This window comes from Asticcacaulis aquihabitans, assembly GCF_032490435.1.
Lineage (GTDB): Bacteria > Pseudomonadota > Alphaproteobacteria > Caulobacterales > Caulobacteraceae > Asticcacaulis.
Genome location: NZ_JAVGWM010000004.1, coordinates 488237 through 507428, shown reverse-complemented (window position 1 = coordinate 507428; position 19192 = coordinate 488237). Strand labels below are relative to the sequence as shown.

19 protein-coding genes are annotated in these 19192 nt (G+C 60.7%); 9 read left to right on the top strand and 10 right to left on the bottom strand.

Annotation, left to right across the window (positions count from 1 at the left end; all coding sequences use genetic code 11):
- Positions 1-17 precede the first annotated feature (17 nt).
- From RCJ00_RS16730 to RCJ00_RS16715, 4 genes are all read right to left on the bottom strand, one after another.
- On the bottom strand, positions 18-290 hold the full coding sequence (locus tag RCJ00_RS16730) for a hypothetical protein (protein ID WP_316223364.1): 273 nt from the start codon (positions 288-290) through the stop codon (positions 18-20).
- 60 nt (positions 291-350) lie between these two features.
- Positions 351-2114: a carboxylesterase family protein gene (locus RCJ00_RS16725; protein ID WP_316223363.1), complete on the bottom strand. Its 1764-nt coding sequence runs from the start codon at positions 2112-2114 to the stop codon at positions 351-353.
- Between the two features lies 1 nt (position 2115).
- The gene (locus RCJ00_RS16720; protein WP_316223362.1) at positions 2116-3045 is read right to left on the bottom strand and encodes an ROK family protein; all 930 of its coding nucleotides are present in this window, start codon (positions 3043-3045) and stop codon (positions 2116-2118) included.
- A gap of 87 nt (positions 3046-3132) precedes the next feature.
- Positions 3133-4494: a sugar MFS transporter gene (locus RCJ00_RS16715; protein ID WP_316223361.1), complete on the bottom strand. Its 1362-nt coding sequence runs from the start codon at positions 4492-4494 to the stop codon at positions 3133-3135.
- 402 nt (positions 4495-4896) lie between these two features.
- Between RCJ00_RS16715 and pyk the strand changes: the two genes are divergently transcribed.
- Positions 4897-6351 carry a pyruvate kinase gene (gene pyk, locus RCJ00_RS16710; RefSeq protein WP_524524940.1) on the top strand — a complete coding sequence of 485 codons (1455 nt, stop codon included), beginning with the start codon at positions 4897-4899 and terminating at the stop codon, positions 6349-6351.
- A gap of 64 nt (positions 6352-6415) precedes the next feature.
- On the top strand, positions 6416-7654 hold the full coding sequence (locus tag RCJ00_RS16705) for a glycosyltransferase family 87 protein (protein ID WP_316223359.1): 1239 nt from the start codon (positions 6416-6418) through the stop codon (positions 7652-7654).
- Here the strand turns inward: RCJ00_RS16705 and RCJ00_RS16700 are convergent.
- The 4 genes from RCJ00_RS16700 to RCJ00_RS16685 form a co-directional block, all read right to left on the bottom strand.
- Positions 7605-7997 (bottom strand): cytidine deaminase, encoded by a 393-nt coding sequence (locus tag RCJ00_RS16700; protein ID WP_316223358.1) that lies wholly within the window; start codon positions 7995-7997, stop codon positions 7605-7607. The two genes, RCJ00_RS16705 and RCJ00_RS16700, sit on opposite strands and share 50 nt — an antisense overlap.
- 149 nt (positions 7998-8146) lie before the next feature.
- A complete protein-coding gene (locus RCJ00_RS16695) occupies positions 8147-8533 on the bottom strand; it encodes an endonuclease domain-containing protein (protein WP_316223356.1) in 387 nt (128 codons plus the stop codon).
- A gap of 140 nt (positions 8534-8673) precedes the next feature.
- Positions 8674-9618 (bottom strand): Gfo/Idh/MocA family protein, encoded by a 945-nt coding sequence (locus RCJ00_RS16690; RefSeq protein ID WP_316223355.1) that lies wholly within the window; start codon positions 9616-9618, stop codon positions 8674-8676.
- Between the two features lie 70 nt (positions 9619-9688).
- Positions 9689-10048 carry an L-rhamnose mutarotase gene (locus RCJ00_RS16685; RefSeq protein ID WP_316223354.1) on the bottom strand — a complete coding sequence of 120 codons (360 nt, stop codon included), beginning with the start codon at positions 10046-10048 and terminating at the stop codon, positions 9689-9691.
- Between the two features lie 210 nt (positions 10049-10258).
- On the opposite strand from RCJ00_RS16685, the gene fucP reads away from it, so the two are divergent.
- The 7 genes from fucP (at position 10259) to RCJ00_RS16650 (ending at position 16604) form a co-directional block, all read left to right on the top strand.
- Entirely contained in the window at positions 10259-11545 is a 1287-nt protein-coding gene (gene fucP, locus RCJ00_RS16680; RefSeq protein ID WP_316223352.1) for an L-fucose:H+ symporter permease, read from the top strand.
- Between the two features lie 21 nt (positions 11546-11566).
- A complete protein-coding gene (locus RCJ00_RS16675; protein WP_316223351.1) occupies positions 11567-12394 on the top strand; it encodes an amidohydrolase family protein in 828 nt (275 codons plus the stop codon).
- Between the two features lie 11 nt (positions 12395-12405).
- Positions 12406-13161, top strand: a complete 756-nt coding sequence (locus RCJ00_RS16670; protein ID WP_316223350.1) for an IclR family transcriptional regulator — start codon at positions 12406-12408, stop codon at positions 13159-13161.
- A gap of 91 nt (positions 13162-13252) precedes the next feature.
- The gene (locus RCJ00_RS16665) at positions 13253-14275 is read left to right on the top strand and encodes an aldo/keto reductase (protein ID WP_316223349.1); all 1023 of its coding nucleotides are present in this window, start codon (positions 13253-13255) and stop codon (positions 14273-14275) included.
- Entirely contained in the window at positions 14272-14574 is a 303-nt protein-coding gene (locus RCJ00_RS16660) for a UxaA family hydrolase (protein ID WP_316223347.1), read from the top strand. The genes RCJ00_RS16665 and RCJ00_RS16660 overlap by 4 nt, the downstream gene beginning before the upstream one ends.
- Entirely contained in the window at positions 14564-15805 is a 1242-nt protein-coding gene (locus tag RCJ00_RS16655) for a UxaA family hydrolase (RefSeq protein ID WP_316223346.1), read from the top strand. The genes RCJ00_RS16660 and RCJ00_RS16655 overlap by 11 nt, the downstream gene beginning before the upstream one ends.
- Before the next feature lie 70 nt (positions 15806-15875).
- Positions 15876-16604: an SDR family oxidoreductase gene (locus RCJ00_RS16650; protein ID WP_316223344.1), complete on the top strand. Its 729-nt coding sequence runs from the start codon at positions 15876-15878 to the stop codon at positions 16602-16604.
- A gap of 17 nt (positions 16605-16621) precedes the next feature.
- On the opposite strand, the gene RCJ00_RS16645 is transcribed toward RCJ00_RS16650, so the two are convergent.
- Both RCJ00_RS16645 and RCJ00_RS16640 read right to left on the bottom strand, forming a co-directional pair.
- The gene (locus RCJ00_RS16645) at positions 16622-17467 is read right to left on the bottom strand and encodes an aldose 1-epimerase (RefSeq protein WP_316223342.1); all 846 of its coding nucleotides are present in this window, start codon (positions 17465-17467) and stop codon (positions 16622-16624) included.
- A gap of 253 nt (positions 17468-17720) precedes the next feature.
- The gene (locus RCJ00_RS16640; RefSeq protein WP_023458508.1) at positions 17721-19151 is read right to left on the bottom strand and encodes a sugar porter family MFS transporter; all 1431 of its coding nucleotides are present in this window, start codon (positions 19149-19151) and stop codon (positions 17721-17723) included.
- Positions 19152-19192 lie beyond the last annotated feature (41 nt).

The following is a 19192-nucleotide window of genomic DNA, read 5'->3' as shown; positions in this document are numbered from 1 at the left end:
AAGGAAAGACTGAACCGCTACGGTTTGCCGCCCCACCGCCAACGCCACCCGCCCTTGGTCTTGGCGGCGCAGATCAGGATATAGGCAATCGTCGCGACGACAAAGACCGACATACCCACCACAGACATGAAGTTAGACCCAGGCTTATCCTGTTCAGAAAAATTGATTACGCCGATAAAAATCAAAACATAACCTACGGTGAGCGCCCATCCTTGCCAAGTTATGGGCAGGCCGGCACCATAGCCGTAACGTTTCGGGGCAAACCAGGGTTTTGAACGATCGTTGCTCATGGGAAAGTCTCGCCTAGAGGCCCTATTATACGCCGCCGCCCCTGCTCTGACAACAGGCGGCTAGGGCTGGTCCAGTAGGGCGCACATGTCGGCGCGCAAGCCGTCATGGGTCTTGCCACCTTTTTTCGTAAATTCGATATAGCGGCCCTTGTGACCATAGGCCGGCCAGTCGTCGCGGCTCTTGCCGTTCGGATCGCCCGTCGTGGCGAATTGCACCCAGTAGTCCATCAGGGGCGGCCAGCGGTCGGATTTGACGCCTTTCGGGCGCTCATTGAACACGAAGGCCAGTTCCGATCCGTGATGGACCGTGCCTTTCGGGTCGGCATCGACATCAAGCTGATAAAGATAAGCCGTCTGGCCATTGCGTGTCGCCTGGCGCGCCATCCAGTCCGACGGACAGCGAAGCATGATGTCGGTCGACACCTGCATGGTGACGTCGCCCAGAACCTCATCCGGCTTGGGCGTCTTGCTGACATCGAGCTTGTAAAAGCGCTGGACCTTGCCGCGCTGCTCACCAAAGCGTGTCGCGATCGATCCGTATAGCGAGGCACTGACATCGGCCAAGGTCAGTTCGCGCGCCGACACACCGATGATCAACGGCACAGGCGCGCCCTCACCGGCTTTGAAAATGTCGGCCGGGGATTTCGGCAGGACGCGGCCATCGACGGTGGCAGCATCCCAGATAAAGCCCGTGTCTTCCATATGCGGCTGAAGCGTGTCTCCCGCCGTCTGTAACGCCATGGCGGGCGCGTGGCGCAAGTCAGCCAAGGCCTTGGCGCCATCGGCCGGTGCCTTGCTGAACCGTTCCGCCAATTCCACGCCCAGCGCCTCGTTCTGCGCCAGGGTGCGGGGGGCAAAGCCAAACTGCGGCGTGCCGCTTTCCTCGATCGCCTTATGGAACAGGCCACGCGCCGACGGACTGGCCATGAGGAGCCCGACATCCTGGCCGCCGGCGCTGTGGCCGAAGATCGTCACATTGTCCGGGTCGCCGCCGAAGCTGGCGATATTGTCGCGCACCCATTGCAGCGCCTTGATCTGATCCATGAGGGCATAATTGCCCGACGCGCCGCCCTGCTCCGCCGTCAAGGCCGGATGCGACAGGAAGCCAAACACGCCCAGCCGGTATTGCAGCGACACCAGCACCACATCCTTGCGCCCGAGCGCCGAAGAAATGGTACCGTCCCCCGCGCCGGCTCGGTTGGCGCCGCCATGGATAAAGACCATGACGGGCTTGCGCGCCGTATGATTCAGCGACGCCGTGCGGATTTCAAGATAGAGGCAGTCTTCCGAGCTGCGCTCGGACGCCGCCGCGTTCCAGCCATAGGACAGTTGCAGACAGGCCGGCGCGCTATCCGGGCTAAAGCGCACGCCCGACCAGGCGGCGACATCCTGTGGCGCCGTCCAGCGCAGCTTGCCCACCGGCGGACTGGCGAAGGGTACGGCCTTGAACGCAAATGTGCCATCGGGCAAGGCCTGGCCGCCAAGCTGGCCGCCGGTAGTGGGGACGATGACATCGAGTTGAGGACCGGCCTGAACCGTCTGCGCGGTCGGCAGCGGCTCGGAGACCGTCTGGGTTGTGTCGGGCGCCGACAAAGCTGGCGTTGCCGCGGACTCTGGCGTTGCTTGGGTCGTTGCTGGGGGCGCGGCCGTCTTCTTTTTTGCCGTTCCCTTACCGGGAATGACGATATGATACCGGGCGGGCGGAAGCTGAGCCTGAGCTGGCGTTTGAGCGGGTGTTGATGTTTGGGCCCGGCATGGCAGAGCGACAAGCACGGACGCCACCAGACATTGGGAGGCCAAAAGCCAGGTGCGCCACGTCATCATCCTAAAGCCCGCCCTGCTTCCACAGGTAGGCAGCCCCTCGGACGCCGGAACTATCCCCCCACTTGGCCGGAAACAGATCGGCCCGCCAGGTGTCACTGAACACGTAGGGGCGAATCTTGCCGGGCAGGCGTTCATAGATTTCCGGAACATTGCTCAAGCCCCCGCCAAAGACGAAGGCATCGGGGTCCAAGGTATTGACAATGATCGCCATGCCGCGCCCCAGCCGATCCATCAGGCGATCGAACGCGGCCTCCGCCTGCGGATCGCCGGCGCGCATGGCGGCGATGATATCCTCACCCTTTTGTGCACGACCTGTAACGGTCTGGAAATCACGAGCGAAGCCCGTACCCGACACCCAGGTTTCCAGGCACCCCTTCAGACCGCACCAGCATTGTGTCGCGGACACCTCTTCGGCAGTCGGCCACGGCAGGGGGATGTGTCCCCACTCTCCGGCCAGGCCGTTGGCGCCTTCGATCAGATGGTGGTTGATAACGATGCCGCCGCCGCAGCCGGTGCCGACAATAATCGCAAAAACATTGGCATGGCCTTTCGCGGCCCCATCGATGGCTTCTGACAGGGCCAGGCAATTGGCGTCATTCGCCAGCTTGACCGGGCGCTGGAGCGCGCCTTCGAGATCTTCGCGAAAGGTCTTGCCGTTCAACCAGACCGAGTTGGCGTTACGCATCACGCCGGTTTTCGGACTGACGGACCCCGGCGCACCGACGCCTATAGTGGCTATGCGGTTGGCCAGCGACGGATCGGCCTGCTTGGCTTCGCTTTCAACGCGGGCAATCAGGTTACATACGACCTTAAGGGCGTCGGCGTAATTGCCGGGATTGGCTTCGCGATGGCGGGCCAGGAATGTCCCTTCGGCGGACAAAGCCGCGGCCTCAATTTTTGTTCCACCGAAGTCAACGCCCACATATAGCATAGGTCTTAACCCATTAATTTCTTATATTTATTTAATAAAAAACACCCTCCGAAAGCGCCATTGGGCCTTCGGAGGGTGACTGTCGTATTAGTGACCGCCGGCAACCACGTCTTCGTCGATCGCGTGGATCGGCGCGGACTTGGAGGCGAAGGCAAACCACAGGACGTAGACGTAGCAGATCAGCGGGGCAATGAAGCCCAGTTGGCGGCTACCCGTCATGTCAGCGATCTGAGCGAAGACCAGCGGCAAGAACGCGCCGCCAACGATCGCCATGACGAGCAGACCCGACGTGGCCGAGGTCGGCGCCGTCGAACGTTCCAGCGTCAGGGTGAAGATGGTCGGGAACATGATCGAGTTGAACAGGCCAACCAGCAGGGCCGCGAAGCCGATATAAACGCCGGTGGTCAGTTCCATCGAAACGCCAACGAACGGCACGGTCAAGACCTGATGCAGATCGGCCGGTTGCGAGCCATTGGAGGCAATGATCAGGCCACAGAGGACGATCGCGCCAACAGCGAAGATGCCAAGCATGACATAGCCCTTCACAAAGCGCAGGAAGGCCGAACCGGCAAAACGGCCGATCATGGCAAACAACATGTAGAAGGTGGTCAGCTTGCCGGCCATTTGCGCCGGAATGTTGAGAATGTTGGATTGCTCGAGGAACAACAGCAGGTTCAGCGAGATGGCAACTTCGGCGCCGACATACAGGAAAATGCCGATGGCGCCCAGATTGGCCCACTTGGACTTCAAAGCCAGGAAGGGCGAGATGGTCTGACCCATCTTAGGCGCGGCGTCGCTGATGCGCTGACGCACCATCCAGATGGCGACGATGAAGGCGGCCAGGGCCAGCGCGATGTACAGATAGACATTGCCGACGAAGGACAGGGTCTCAGCGCGCAGGGCATCGGTAACGACCACATCCGGCTTGAAAATGTCACCGCCGAGCAGGAATTGCGCACCGAAGAACAGACCACAGGCCGCACCAAGCGAGTTGAAGGCTTGCGACAGGTTGAGGCGGAAGTGCGAGCTCTTGGCATCGCCAAGCGTGGCGATCAGCGGATTGGCGGCCACCTGAAGCAGGGTGACACCCGACGCCATGGTGAACAGGGCGACCAGGAAGACCGGATAAATCTTGATCTTGGTGGCGGCCAGCGCGATCAGACAACCGACCAGAATACCGAGAAGGCCGACGATGACGGACTTGGCATAGCCGATCTTCGACATGAGGGCCGCCGACGGAAAAGACATGACCCCGTAGGCGATGAAGAAGGCGAAACCGGTCAGGTTGGCTTCGAGGTTGTTGAGGGTGAAGACCGTCTTCATGGCCTTCAGGAGCGGATCGAGGAGATTGGTGACCAGCGCCCATATGAAGAAGAGCACGGTGACATAGACAACCGCCAATACGAGGCCACTGCCTCCTGGCTTGGCTGCGGCTTTGGATTCGGACATGTTACCCCTGTACGATGTTTATGGGTGGAAAGGCGCTACCTAGCCCCCACCGATTAAATAAATCAAATTGCAAAAAGCGCATTTTTGCGTTGCTTGGCAAATGAAAACTATTGCGCAGTGCAGCAATTCTGCATTGACCAACGGGGCGACGGTATATCGTAATGAATTGTCTGACAAGACGGCGACGCCCGGTCGGCGAATCAAACGCACCTTTCTCGCCGGAATAATAAATCGCCACATCGACAGCGCTGTCATTTGATGCGCCCGCAACAAAATTTTGACTTGACCCGCTCCGAGAATAGAGGCTTTGTCGCACGCGAAAATCGCTTGTAAATCAGCGCTATCGGCCGTTCAGACTAAGCCTTTGAATTGTCGTATAAATCCGTGAGGGACGCTTTGAAAATCCTACGCCGCCGCAAAACCAAGATTGTTGCCACCCTGGGGCCTGCGAGCTCGAACGCCGAAATGTTGGCACAATTGTTCCAGGCAGGCGCCGACGTTTTCCGGCTCAATTTTTCGCACGGCAGCCACGAAGACCATGGTCGCAATATCGATTTGATCCGCGATCTGGAAGCCCGGTCGAAGCACCCGATCGGCATCCTGGCCGACGTCCAGGGTCCGAAGCTGCGTGTCGGCCGTTTCCAGGGCGGCGCTGTCGTCCTGACCAATGGTCAGCCGTTCCGCCTCGACCTCAACCCGACCCCGGGTGATTCGACGCGCGCCAACCTGCCGCATCCGGAAATCATCGCCGCGGCCCAGATCGGATCGCATCTGCTGCTCGACGATGGCAAGCTTAAGCTGCGCGTCACCCATGTCCGCGAAGACCACCTGGAAACCATCGTCGTCAATGGCGGCCGCCTGTCGGATCGCAAGGGCGTCAATGTGCCGGACGTCGTCCTGCCTATTCCGGCCCTGACCAAGAAGGACCGCGAGGATATGGACTTCGCCCTGTCGCGCGGCGTCGAATATATCGGCCTGTCGTTCGTTCAGCGTCCGGAAGACGTGATCGAGGCGCGCGAAATCATCCAGGGACGCGCCTGGGTGTTGTCCAAGCTCGAAAAGCCGCAGGCGCTCGACAATCTCGATGAAATCATCCGCCTGTCCGACGCGGTCATGGTCGCCCGTGGCGATCTGGGCGTCGAACTGCCGCCGGAAGAAGTGCCCCTGGCCCAAAAGCGCATCGTGCAATGCGCCCGCGCCGCCGGCAAACCGGTCATCGTCGCGACCCAGATGCTGGAGTCGATGATTTCCGCCCCCACCCCGACCCGCGCCGAAGCCTCCGACGTGGCCACGGCCGTGTTCGATGGCGCCGATGCCGTCATGTTGTCGGCTGAAACCGCCGCCGGCCAGTTCCCGATCGAAGCGGTCACCATCATGGACCGCATCGTCGGCCGCGTGGAACAGGATGACGGCTGGCGCACCATGACCGACCGCCGTCGTCCCGATCCGGAAAAGACGACGTCAGGCGCCATCGCCGCTGCCGCCCGTCAGGTCGCGCAAACCATCGACGCCGCCGCCATCGCCGCCATGACCAATTCGTCATCGACCGTCCTGCGTGTCGCTCGCGAACGCCCCACCGCCCCGATCATGGGCTTGACGCCGAACATGCAGACGGCCCGCCGCCTGGCCCTGACCTGGGGTGTGCATCCGGTGCTGACCCCACTCACCCACTCCATGACCGAAACCGTCGCCGTCGCCAGCAAGCTGGCGCGGTCCGAAGGCATTGCCGAGCCGGGCCAGGATATCGTCATCGTCGCCGGCATGCCCTTCGGCAAGTCGGGATCGACCAATGCCCTGCGCGTCGCCCGCGTGTCGCGCAGCAACGCCCTGGAAGCCGAATTCGATGACGGCGAATAAGCCTTTACGCTAAATCAAAGCTTTGTCTTTAGGCTCCGGGTGTCGTCATCCGGAGCCTATTTTTATGTCCCTGACCGCCGTGCGCGAAGCGAACTGGCTGAATGCCGAACGCGCGCGCGTCTATGGCTGGATGATCCTGATCGCATTCGCCGTCTCGGCCATATGGATCTGTGTGGCCAATACGCTTATCTTTCATACGCCCGATCCGCTTGGCGGCGATTTCCTCAGCTTCTACGCCGCCTCGAAACTGGCCCTGGCCGGCCACGCCGCCGATGCCTGGCGGCCGGACATTCACGGCGCGGTCGAAAATAGCCTGTTCGGCGGCGATCACGGCTACCTCGCCTTCTTCTATCCGCCCCCCTATCTGCTGGCCTGCTTCCCGCTGGCGCTCTTGCCGTTCGGCGTGGCGCTATGCCTCTGGCTGGGTGTGACGACTGCGGCCGGTATCGCGGCCTTGCGCGCCTATCTCAGAAGTGTTGCCGATATCCCTCTCGAATGGATGCCGCTCCTCGCCTTTCCGGCCGTCTGGATCAATATGAGCACGGGCCAAAACGGCGCCCTCACCCTCGCCATATTGGCGACCGGATTCTGGCTGGCTGACCGACGACCGATCCTGGCCGGGCTGGTACTGGGGCTGCTGGTTGTCAAACCGCAACTGGCCATTGTCCTGCCGCTCGCCTTTGCCGTAACCGGACGTTGGAAGACCTTTTTCGCCACCGCTCTAAGCGCCGCCGCTCTCTGTGCGATCGCCTATATCGTGTTCGGCACCGATGCCTATGCCGCCTTTTGGGCCAACAGCCAATATGCCAGCCAGACCCTGAATAACGGCCTGGTCGATCCGGCCCTCATGCAAAGCCTGTTCGCCGCGCTGCGCCAGTACGGCGCCCCCTTGCCCGTCGCCTATGGCGTGCACGCCCTGCTGGCGGCCGGCATCCTGGGCGCGCTGGCTTACCTGGCCCTGACCCGCAAGCCGGATGCCTATGCCTTGGGAGCGCTATGTGTGGCGGCAACACTGCTCGTCACGCCGTTTTCCCTGAAATACGATCTGTTGATCAGCGCCGTGCCTATCGGCTGGCTGGCCGTCACCGGCATGAAGACCGGGTTTCGTCCTTGGGAGAAGAGTCTGCTGTTGCTGGCCTTTTTCCTGCCCCTGCTGACGCGGACGTTTAGCGTCGGGCTTCATCTGCCGATAGCGCCGCTTATCCTCTTCGCCATCTTCGTGCTGGTCTGGCGGCGCGTCGCCGCCCTGCCCGTCAGGTCAGCTTATCCGTGGCAAAGGCAGCCGGCAGAAGCTCGGCCATAGTCACGCTTCTTTGCGGGCCGGTGTCATCGCACAGCCAGATGCGGGTGTCCGGTCCGGCAAATTCCGACAGCTTCTGGCGGCACCCGCCGCACGGCGTACACAGAGGCGTCTTTTCGGCAATAACGGCAATTTCGGCAATGCGTTTGGCGCCGCCCATGATCATCCGGCTGATCGCGGTGGTTTCGGCGCACCAGCCATCCGGGAAGGCCATGTTCTCGATATTGGCGCCGCTATAGATGTGTCCGTCGTCGCCACGGATGGCCGCGCCGACCGGAAAATGGGAATAGGGCGAATGGCTGAACGCGAGAGCGGCCTTCGCGGCGTCGAATAGATCCTTGGCCAAGCTGGGTTCCTTGCAACGGGGGCAACTGGGCAAGTCAGCTTGGCACTTCATCGCCGTTTTGAATAGCGAAAACTTTCCCCGCCAGCGCGGGATTGCTGTTTTACTTGTACCGCCCCACCTGTGGGGCGGGGGACCGCACGAGACAGCGGTCACGCTGGCGAGATGTGGTGGTGGGGGCCTTGCCTGGCCGTAATGCGCTCGATCGCCAACAGTATGACGCCATCGGCGACACTATCGGCATCCACAAATACGGCCGCAGCCGAAATGCGATAAACATCAAGACCGTTGGCTTTCAACCAGTCATCCCTGACCTTGTCGCGTTGAAAATTGTCCTCTTCACCGTGAAGCCCGCCATCGACCTCAATGACCAATTTGGCCTGGCTGCAATAGAAGTCGGCAATATAGGGGCCAATGGCTTCCTGCCTACGGAACACAGGCTTGCCGGGGTTACGCGCCTTCAACCGCACCCAAAGCAAATATTCGGGTGGCGTTAACGTCTTTCGAATTTTGCGCGCGAGATCGTAGTTGGGTTTCATGGTAGAAACCATAGCCTGCGTGTCGGACGAAGCAAGGCCCCCACCACCACATCTAGCGCTACGCGCGTCGTGCGGTCCCCCGCCCCGCAAGCAGGGCGGTATAATATTGCTTATTCAGCCCCACGCCAATTTCAAGGCTTTTACTCGATGTATTCGGGCGCGGCGATCCGCTTACCCAGCAGCATGGCGTCGGCGACGATACGCAGCGGCGAGAAGTCGGCGTCAGATTGACCCTTGCGGATCAGGTCGTGGAAATGGGCGTAGAGGCCGGAATATTCGGCTTCCTTTTGCTTGATCATGGTCCGGCCATCGATTTCCAGCTCGGTCCCGCCCATGGACAGGGTGAGCTTTTCGTAGGCCTTGGATTCGATGTAGATGCTCCAGGTCTGCACGCCGGTTTGCAGGAAGTCGTATTCGGCGCGGATCGGGAAGCCGGCTTCGGTCACCATGTCCATTTCGACCTGGATCGGCGCATCGCAATTCACCGGAATATGCAGGTCGGCCTTTTTCACCATGACCGCATCGGCCAATATACGGGTCAGAATGGACAACGAATTGATGCCGGGATCGAAGACGCCCATACCGCCGGGCTCGAAAATCCATGCCTGGCCCGGATGCCATTGGCGGACATTTTCCTTCCAGTGAATAGTGATACTCTTGATTTCCCGCTCCGACACCCACTTGCGCGTCGCTTCGACGGCGGGGGCAAAACGCGAATGCCACGATGCCAGCAGACTTACGCCCTTGGCGGCGGCCAGGGCCTTGATCGCCTCAGCTTCACCCAATGTCGCCGCGGGCGGCTTTTCCAGGAAAACGTGACGGCCGATGCCGATGACCTGCTTGGCGATTTCGTGACGAATCTGCGGCGGAGTACAGATGGCAATGGCTTCGATTTCCGGGTGCGCCGTCATCATGGCGTCCATGTCGTCATAGGCCTGGATACCTTCGGGACGGGCGCGCGGCGAACAGCCGGCAACCAGTTGCAGGTGCTTGTTGGCGCGGATCGACGGAATATGCTGATCGACCGCGATCTTGCCGAGCCCGATCAGGCCAATTTTCAGAGGCTTCTTACCAAATAATCCCATAGGTCCGTTTCCTTGACTTTCTTGCGGCCGTACTTAGCGCGGCGGCCGGCCGTTGTAAATTATAGTATAATTAAATTTGCTCAGCGAGCGAATAGATTCGATCCATCGCCACCCACTTTTGTCCCGGCGCGGCAAAAGGCAGGGCCTGCTGGAACTCCCACATCAAGGCTTCCCATTTTTGCACATCTTCGCTGGCGGCATCGGCGGCGGCTTTCCGGTCGGCGTCGAAATCCGGCCCTGGCGTCAGGATCATGAACATGCGGTTGCCAGCCAGATAGATCTCCAGCGCTGCGATACCCGCGTCACGTATGGACGCATTGATAGCCGCAGGCACCTGACCCGGCGCATGCCAGGCCTTATATTGCGCAATCAAATCCGGATCGTCCTTCAGATCGAGCGCATAGACGAATTTTTCAGAGGTGGAAGGCATCCATTTTTCCTGTTTCTTTTCTGAGAGATAGGCGGGTTTTTCGCTGTCCGCAGCCTCAAAATTGTCTGAGTATATAAAGGCGAATTGCGTCAAGTGCAAATACGGATTCATATTTCATATTTGACCAATCCATTCATATGTGATGTTAATTTACACTAATAAAAAGCCGATGCGGCCAAACCATGCGGCCAGAACAGGGAATATACCAATATGACACCACCGTCCGCTGATGAGACCCCGATGGAAGCGGCTCCCGCAAAAGGCCTGGCCGCACTATGGCCAATCATCCTGATCACTGCCCTGTTCTTCTTCTGGGGCATGGCGAATAATCTCAACGATATCCTGATACCGCAATTCAAGAAAGCCTTCACCCTGACCGATTTCGAATCGAGTCTGGTGCAGCAATCCTTTTATCTCGGCTACTTTTTCATGGCGCCCGTCGCAGGCCTTCTGATGCGGCGCTTCGGCTATAAGGCGGCCGTGGTCACCGGCCTGTGCATCTTCGCCATCGGCGCCTTTTCCTTTTATCCCGGCGCGGAATTCCGCCAGTATGGCTGGCTGCTGGGGTCGCTGTTCGTCATCGCCGCCGGCCTGGCGTTTCTGGAAACCTCCGCCAACCCGCTGATGACCATATTGGGCGACGAAAAGCACGCTGCCTTCCGCCTCAATCTGGCGCAGTCCTTCAATCCGCTGGGGTCTCTGGTCGGCCTGTGGGTGGGTCAGACCTTTATTCTCTCCGGCCTGGAAAAGCTTGACGCCGCCGATCTGGTCCGCGAGGCCAAGGCGGTGCAGATGCCCTATATCGTTATTGGCTGCGTCGTCCTGGCCTGGGCCTTGCTGGTCGGGCTGTCGAAATTCCCGAAGGCGGCAACCGCCAGCGTCGCGGAAGCTGAGGCTGAAAAGGTCAGCATGACGGGCCTTTTCAAACACCGGCATTTCCTGATGGGTGTGGTGGCGCAGTTCTTCTACGTCGGGGCTCAGGTCGGTATCTGGAGCTACACCATTCGCTACGCCCAGGCCGAGATCGGACTGACCGACAAGGCGGCGGCCAGTTACGTCATCGCCGCCCTGGTCTTATTCGCCATCGGGCGTTTCGCCGGCACGGCCCTGTTGCGGGTGGTTTCCGCTACCCGGCTGCTCGGCGGGTTTGCGGTGGTGAACATAGCCCTGACCGGCTATGCCGCCACGGTAGGCGGGCAGTACGGCCTCTATGCCATGGTCGCCGCCTCCTTCTTCATGTCGATCATGTTCCCGACCATTTTCGCCACCTCGGTCCGGGGTTTGGGCCCGCTGACCAAGATCGGTGCGTCCTTCGTCGTCATGTCCATCATCGGCGGTGCCGTACTCACCGCCATCATGGGCGTGGTATCGGATATGAGCCACATCCGGACAGCGATATTCGTGCCGCTGGTCTGCTTTATCGTCATCGCCCTGTATGGCCTGGGTTCCAAATCCGACGCCGCCGGCACCGCCCTGCCCGTTTCCGGCGGGCACTAGACTCGAAGCCGGACCGCACCCATGATCATCGACTCCCACCAACACCTCTGGCAGATCGGTCAGAACGACCATAGCTGGCCCACCCCTGACCTGGCCGATATCTATCGCGATTTCGGCGTAAAGGACCTGATGGCCGCGTCGCACGGACTGGGTCTAACCGGCACGGTTCTGGTGCAATCGCAACCGTCCGAAACCGATACGCTCTGGCTGCTGCGCATCGCGGCGGCGGTTCCACTGATCAAGGCCGTGGTGGGGTGGACCGATCTTGCCTCCCCGCGCGCCGCAGAAAACATCGCTTATCTGGCGCGCCAGCCAAAGCTGAAAGGCCTGCGCCCGATGCTGCAGGGACTCGAGCGCGACGACTGGATTCTGTCCGCCGACGTGCAGCCCGCGCTGGAGGCCATGGTGGCCCAGGGACTTACATTCGACGCGCTCGTTTTTCCCCGCCACCTGCCGCATATCGACACCCTGGCCAAGCGATACCCGGATTTGCGCATCATCATCGACCACGGCGCCAAACCGGCCATCGGCGCCGGTAAGCCAGCCGAGTGGATGGACGCCATTGCCGCGGTAGCCGAAAACAGCAATGTGGCCTGCAAGCTGTCCGGTCTTCTGACCGAATCCGCCGCCGGACAATCGCCTGACGCCTTGACGCCCTACGCCGATCATCTGCTGGCCGTTTTTGGTCCCGACCGCCTGATGTGGGGATCCGACTGGCCGGTTGTCCTGCTGAAAGACAGCTATCGTCATTGGTTCGACTGGACAATCCGCTGGCTGGCTGACAAACCCAAGACGACGCGCGACGCCGTCATGGGCGCCACGGCGCAAACCCTCTACACACTGAATTAAGGTTCAAACCGATGTCCGACAAAGCCGCCACCAAGTATCGTGCCCCCGCACTGGAAAAGGGACTGGACGTACTGGAACTGCTGGCCGGCGCCAAATCGCCCATGACCCTGTCGCAAATTTCGACCCGTCTGGACCGTTCGGTCAGCGAACTGTTCCGAATGGTGCAGGTTCTGGAGGCGCGCGGCTATGTCGCCACGGCCGTCAATGCCGACGGGTTCGAACTGACCAACAAGCTTTTTTCCTTGGGCATTTCACGCGGTCCCAGCCAGAACTTGCTGGCCAGCGCCCTGCCCCTGATGCAGTCACTGAGCGACCAGACCCGTCAGGCCTGTCACCTGGCCATCGCGTCAGACGACCGCATGGTGGTTATCGCCCGCATCGAAGCGCCGGGCGATCTCGGTTTTTCGGTGCGCGTCGGGTATCAGCGCCCCCTGGCGGATTCGACGTCCGGCACCGTGCTTTACGCTTTTCAAAAGCCGAAGATCCGTGAGCAATGGCGCGCCGTGCTGCGTCCGACCCTGACGCCTGAAGCCTGGGCCGCCTTTGAAGCCAAGGCTGAAAAGATCGCCGAGCAAGGCCATTTTACAGCGGCGTCCAGCTATATCGACGGGATTACCGACATTTCTTGTCCGGTGAACAACGACGTGACCGCCGTTGCCGCCTTGACCATGCCATGGATCCATGTCGGCGATGGCATCAGCATGCAGGACGCCCTGGCACGTCTGAAAGCCACAGCTAAAACTTTAAGCAAGATGCTCGGCGGATAGGTCTTGCGTCATCCATATTGCGGCAGTATGGGTTTTATCTATAATAACACTTTCAAACTTGAATGAAGTGCCGAGCAGAGAAGACGCCTAGGTGACGCCCGATTATATAATTTCCGATCGCCGGCTCGGCTCTACATCTGTCGAGGTAAGTCCGCTTGGTTACGGCGCGGCGGCACTGGGTAATCTCTATCGCAAGATTTCCGACGATGAGACGCGCGAGGCGCTGACCGCCGCGTTCGACGCCGGCATTCGCTATGTCGACACCGCGCCGCATTACGGCCAGGGCCTGTCGGAACGGCGCGTTGGCGCACACCTTCGGCCCGGCACGACCGTGTCGACCAAGGTCGGTCGCGTCCTGACGCCCATCGATCCCCCGCCACCCGGTACCGAACGGCACGGCTTCATCGACGGCGATCCCTTTGACGTGGCCTTCGATTACAGCGCCGATGGCATAGTCCGCAGTTTCGAAGACAGCCTGCAACGGTTGGGCATCGATCGCATAGATCTTCTGCTCGTTCATGACCTCGGCCGCGCCACCCATGGCCCGGACGCCGAGCGTCACATGCGCGACTTTCTCGACGGCGGATACCGCGCCATGGCCGACCTGAAGGCCAGTGGGCGGGTGGGCGCGATTGGCATGGGCGTAAACGAATGGCAGGTGTGCGAAGACGTGATGGCCCATTGCGATCTCGATGCCGTTCTATTGGCCGGGCGCTACACCTTGCTGGAACAGACCGCGCTCGATAGCTTCCTGCCGCTGTGCGACCGCACGGGTGTGTCGGTGATTGTCGGCGGGCCTTTCAATTCCGGCGTCCTGATCGGGGACGACCATTACGACTACGGCGCGGTTCCGCCAGCCGTCGCGGCGCGCGTCGCCCGGCTTAAGGCCATTTGTACCGCCCATGGTGTGCCCCTGGCGGCGGCCGCCCTGCAATTCCCGCTCGCCCATCCGGCCGTGGTCAGCGTCATTCCCGGCATGGCGGCTGCCGCGCAGGTCGAGGCGAACCTGACCCTATTTTCCACGCGCATACCGGATGCCTTGTGGGACGAATTGAGACACGAAAATATGCTGCACGCGGACGCCCCTCTCCCCAAAACGACGGTGGCGATATGAATAATAGCCCCTTCCTGCTGCTCCATCCGGACGACAACGTGCTGGTTTGCCGCCAGCATGCCTATCAGGGTCAGTCCGTGGTGATAGATGGCGAAACGGTCGTTTTGGCCAACGAGATCGATGTCGGCCACAAGATTGCCCGCCGCGCCCTTAAAACCGGCGAAAAGATCATCAAATACGGTGCCCCCATCGGATCGATGAAAGCCGATGTGCCGCAAGGCACCCATGTGCACATGCATAATATGCAAAGCGATTACATCAAGAGCCATACGCGTGAGGTCACCGGCCATGGACACTAAGCCCACCGCGCCCTTTCCGACCTTCGATGCCTGGTTGCGTCCCGACGGCCGCAAGGGCATTCGCAACGTTATCGTCGTCGCCTATCTGGTCGAATGCGCCCACCATGTGGCGCGTAAGATCGTCAATGCCTGCGACGACAGCGAAGTCCACCTGATCGGATTCCCCGGCTGCTATCCCAATTCCTATGCCTATGACATGATGGAGGCCCTGTGCACCCATCCCAATGTCGGCGGCGCGGTCCTGGTGTCACTCGGCTGCGAAAGCTTCAACCGTGACGCCCTCGGGCGCCACATCGCCGCGTCGGGCCGGCCGGTCGAAACCTTCGTCATTCAGAACGAGGGCGGGACGCTGGAGACCATCCGCAAGGGCGTGGCCGCCGTGAAACGCGTGCAGGATATGGCCAGCCAGACACCGCGCGTCGCCATGGACGTTTCAGAATTGGTCATCGGCACGATTTGCGGCGGATCGGACGGCACGTCCGGCATCACCGCCAATCCGGCGGTCGGGCGGGCGTTCGATACGCTGGGCGCGGCCGGGGCGGCCTGTATCTTCGAAGAAACCGGCGAACTGGTCGGCTGCGAAAAGATCATGGCGTCACGCGCCATCACGCCAGAGCTGGGCGCCGAACTGGAAGCCGCGGTCCTCAAGGCCGAGGTCTATTACACCATCATGGGATACGGATCGTTTGCCCCCGGCAATGCCGAAGGCGGACTGACCACCCAGGAAGAAAAATCGATGGGCGCCTATTCCAAGTCCGGATCGGCGCCCATCTGCGGCATTATCAAACCCGGCGACATACCGCCGTCCGGTGGGCTTTACCTGTTGGATGTCGTGCCGGACGGCGAACCGCGCTTCGGCTTCCCGAACATTTCCGATAATGCGGAAATTGTCGAAATGATCGCGTGCGGCGCGCACCTGACCATATTCACCACCGGTCGCGGCAGCGTGGTCGGATCGGCGATCTCGCCCGTCATCAAGGTTTGCGCCAATCCGGAAACCTATCGCAAGCTGGCCGGCGACATGGATGTCAACGCCGGACGGATCATGGAAGGCGGCGCGACGCTCGATGACGTCGGTGCGGAAATCACCGATCTTGTGTTGCGCGTCGCGGCGGGCGAACAGTCGCTCAGCGAACAGATGGGCCACCAGGAATTCATCCTGACCTACAAAGCGTTCGACCCGGTCGGCCCGGCCTGCCTGCCGCTGCGCGCCAAGCCCGCTTTTTCCTAAAGACAGGACGCATAATTGCACGTGCCGGAACGCAACGAGACGTTTGTTCCGGAATATGGAGACTAAAAAAATGGGACGTTTAACCGGAAAAACCGCCATCATCACCGCCGCCGGTCAGGGGATCGGCCGCGCGACCGCGGAATTGTTCCTGAAGGAAGGCGCCACGGTTATCGCCACCGATATCAATGCCGATGCGCTCGCCGATTTTGCCGGGGTCACGACGCGCCAGCTTGATGTTACCAATGCCTCGGCGGTGACAGCCATTGCGGCCGAATTTCCGGAAGTGAACGTGCTCTATAACTGCGCGGGCTATGTCCATGCCGGCACGATTCTGGATTGCGACGAAGATGCGTGGCAGTTTTCGCTCAATCTCAATGTCACGGCCATGTACCGTATGATCCGGGCCTTCCTGCCCGCCATGCTGAAAAACGGCGGCGGCTCGATCGTCAACATGTCGTCTATAGCCTCTTCAGTCAAAGGCATCCCGAACCGCTTCGCCTATGGTGCCACCAAGGCGGCCGTCATCGGACTCACCAAGTCCGTCGCCGCCGATTTCGTCGCCCAGGGCATCCGCTGCAATGCCATTTGCCCCGGCACGGTCGAGACCCCGTCCCTGCTTCAGCGCCTGCGCGATACCGGCGATTTCGACAAGGCCTATGGCGAATTCACCGCCCGCCAGGCCATGGGGCGCTTCGGCCGGACGGAAGAACTGGCCAATCTGGCGCTTTATCTGGCGTCGGATGAATCCAGCTTCACCACCGGCACCACCCACGTCATCGATGGCGGCTGGGTGAATTAGAGCGCTTTCCGGCGCGCTTACGCCAGGGCGATATCCATCCAGGTCATCTGGGTTTCGCCGCTTTTCAGGCATTTCAGACCGCTGTTCGGCTGGTTGAACGGATCCGGCATGTGGTTGACCGGCTCGACGCAGAAATAGTCTTCGTCCAATGGCACAAAGACGTGCATCCAGTGGCAGTCAGGCGACGCCCGCAAGGTGTGGGTCAGCCGGTCGCCGTCATAGATTTCCGCCCGCCCCTTGAAGCCGGTATAGGCGTTGTCGATGGTGATGTCGTGGGCGATGGCGTCGCCGTGCGTCCAGTCCTTTTTCAACACGCCGGCATGCCAGTTGCGCGGCAGGGTTTCCTCATCGGAAATCCAGACGCCATCGACCGACGCCTTGAGCCGCGATCCGGCCCGGCGGTTGAAATAGGGGTGAAAGCCCAGCCCTACCGGCATGATGGCTTTCGACAGATTCTTCACATTGAGGAAACAGCGTAAGCCGTCGGCGCGCAGTTCGTAGATCAGGGTCGCTTCGTATTCCCAGGGCCATTCATCGGCAAAATGATGGTAGCCGAGCACAGCTCGCGCCGATGTCGCCTCGATGACCTGCCAGGGTCTGCGCCATCCCTGCCCATGCAGAGTATGGGGGTGATCCCCCAGGTTGGGCGCCAGCTTGACCTTATGCCCTTCGAAGACAAAGCTGCCATTACGGATCCGGTTGGCGAAGGGCACAAGCGGGAAGCAGGCGGTTTGCAGGGCGTCGGTGGCGCCGTCGGGCGTCGGACGCAAGGCATCTTGGCCGTCACGCACCAGGCGCGACACACTGCCGGCCACCTCAGGATTGATATCGAGCCAGGTATCGCCGGAACTTAAGCGCAGCATTTTTTCGTTCTCTTTTCTGTGCGCGCAACCGCCTGGCGGCGTCGGCGCTTTTTCATTCGCACCCCGGCTTTACGACATCCGCGCCTTTCCCTTGCGCGACCGCCACGCCGTCCGGGGCGTAGGATTTTAGTCTTGCACTACCGGTTCGCTGCTTGAGTGCTTTCTGTTTGCACTACCGCTTCGCTGCTTGAGTGCGGAAATAATAAGGGCGGAATCCCTGTAAGGTTCCGCCCCCGTACTTACATAAGATAGGTTACGATTTCTTCCAGAGGCCTTCAATGGCTTCCAGCGTCTTGCCCTTGGTTTCAGGCACGAATTTCCACACGAACAGCGCGGCGAGGACCGAGCAGCCGGCATAGACATAGTAGTTCAGGCCGTGATTGAAGACGGCGTTGATCGCCGTATCGCCGTCCACCACCTTGAAGGAGGCGGTGACGATATAGTTGGAAATCCACTGAGCGGCGACAGCAACGGCCATGGCCGGGCCCTTGATTGAGTTCGGGAACATTTCCGACAGCAGCACCCACACGACCGGGCCCCACGACAGGGCGAAACCGGCGATGTAGAAGATGGCGGCATAGAGCAGCGCCGTCCCTTCGGTGTGCGTCTGGAAGAAATAACCGAGCAAGGCCATCGAGATCGCCATCATGATGGCGCCCAGGATGAGCAGCGGCTTGCGGCCCCAGCGATCGACCGTGACCGTGGCGACCAGGGTGAAGAGCACGTTGGCGGCGCCGACGATAACCGTCTGCAACAGGGCGGTATTGGTGCCCGACCCCATGTTCTTGAACATCAGCGGGGCGTAATACAGAACGGCGTTGATGCCGACAAACTGCTGGAACACCGATAAAAGCACGCCAACGACGATGACGCCGGCACCGAAGGAAAACAGCTTGCCAGAATGGGCCTGAAGGCTGTCCTTGATTTCCGCCATGGTGTTTTGCGCCACGTCCGGACCGTCGAGCGCGGTCAGGAGCTTCATCGCCTTGTCTTCCTTGCCCTTCATGACGTACCAGCGCGGCGTATCCGGCATGAAGAAGGCCGCCAGGAAGAAGAGCGCGGCGGGAATGGCGCAGGACGCCAGCATGTGACGCCAGCCCGTGGACAGGACCCAGGCGTCGTCACCCATCTGACCGATTTTCAGGTTGACGAAATAGACCAGAAGCATGCCGCCGACGATGGCGATCTGCTGGAACGTCACCAGCAGGCCGCGTTGCTTGGCCGGGGCGATTTCGGCGATGTACAGCGGCGAAATCAGCGACGCCATGCCGATGGCGCAGCCGCCGAGGAAGCGATACACCATGAATGGCGTCAGGGCATCGGGGCCCATGCCGCCGATGGCGCCCAAGCCCAGCTCCGGATAACCGGCCATGATCGACGAGATGAAGAACAGGACCGCGGCGATCATCATCCCCATGCGGCGGCCGATGCGTGTGGCCAGCGGGCCCGCGACTAACGACCCCACAAAACAGCCCCACAGGGCGATCCCGACCGCGTTACCGGTCATGGCGTTGCGCGCCAGTTCGCTCAATTCCGTGCGCGGCTGGACAAAATTATGATCGATAGCTTCAACCGCACCGGAGATGACGGCGGTATCGTAACCGAACAGGAGACCGCCAAGAGCCGCGCCAATGGCGAGCCCCATGACCAGTCCCATATTCACGGACTTCGTTGCTGAGGACATGTGCCTCTCACTCCCTTATAGGCGGACCTTGTCCGCGTGTT